The 1,022-nt window shown below is 68.0% G+C and carries 1 protein-coding gene; it reads left to right on the top strand.

All coding sequences use genetic code 11. From position 1 onward, the window contains the following. Positions 1 to 245 precede the first annotated feature (245 nt). Positions 246 to 1,022, top strand: a complete 777-nt coding sequence (locus AB0D67_RS39150) for a MerR family transcriptional regulator (RefSeq protein ID WP_362947524.1) — start codon at positions 246 to 248, stop codon at positions 1,020 to 1,022.

The following is a 1,022-nucleotide window of genomic DNA, read 5'->3' as shown; positions in this document are numbered from 1 at the left end:
CCACGGCCCTCGCCCCCGCCTTCCTGCTCATTCGCTCTTCCCGGTCATCCACGACTCCGTTCCGGGGAGCAGAAGCGCTGGTCTCCCATGGTTCACCTCCGGGGGCAGGAACCCGGACCTCCCACGGTTCCGCCTCGGAGAAGCCCTCTCGCTCCGGAGACAAGAGAGCGGGGGCCGAAAGAGCAATCCGAGGGAGGAAGGTGGGGCTTGAACCTCTCGTCGCGTGAGGTCTTAGCGTTGCTGACGTGATCGGGGAAGACGCCACCGCACGCCGGTGGAGCATCGGTGAACTGGCTCAGGCCAGTGGTGTCACGGTGCGCACGCTGCGGCACTACGACGAGATCGGCGTACTGCGATCCGGCGAGCGCACAGCGTCGGGCCATCGCCGGTACACCGCGGCTGACCTACGGCGGCTGTACCGGGTGCGGACGCTGCGGGCGCTGGGCATGTCGCTGGATGAGATCAAGGAGGCGCTCACGTCTTCGTCGGAAGATCCGGCGGCGATGCGGACTCTCCTGATGACCCAGCTGCGGCAGCTGGCGTTCCAGGCGGAACGGATCCGACAGTTGATCGAACAGATCCACGGACTGCTGCGACAGCTCGACGAGGCGTCGATGCCCGATCCGGACCAGTTCATGACGACCCTGGAGATGATCTCGATGCTGGACGCCTACTTCACACGGGAGCAACGCGAGGAACTCGCCCGCCGCCGCGGCGAGCTGGGTGCCGAGGCCGTCGAGGAGGCCAAGGCCCGCTTCGTCGAGCTGGTCGGGCGACTCCTGGGGCATGTGCAGGACGGCACCCCTGCCGACGACCCGCAGGTACAGGAACTCGTCCGGCGCTGGGACGAACTGGCCACCCCCTTCCACGCCGAAGAGGCCAGGGGAGAACAGACCAGGGCGGCGGCCCGGCGGATGTGGCAGGAGCGCAGCGACCAGCTCAGCGCCCGCCTGCCCTGGCCGGCCGAGAAGATGGTCGAACTCCTGGCATACCTGGAACGCGCGCGGACCACCGCTCGCTGA

It is taken from the genome of Streptosporangium sp. NPDC048047 (assembly GCF_040653115.1).
In the GTDB taxonomy this organism is placed as follows: domain Bacteria; phylum Actinomycetota; class Actinomycetes; order Streptosporangiales; family Streptosporangiaceae; genus Streptosporangium.
The sequence above is the reverse complement of the archived record's forward strand: the minus strand, read 5'-3'. Positions and strand labels throughout refer to the sequence as shown.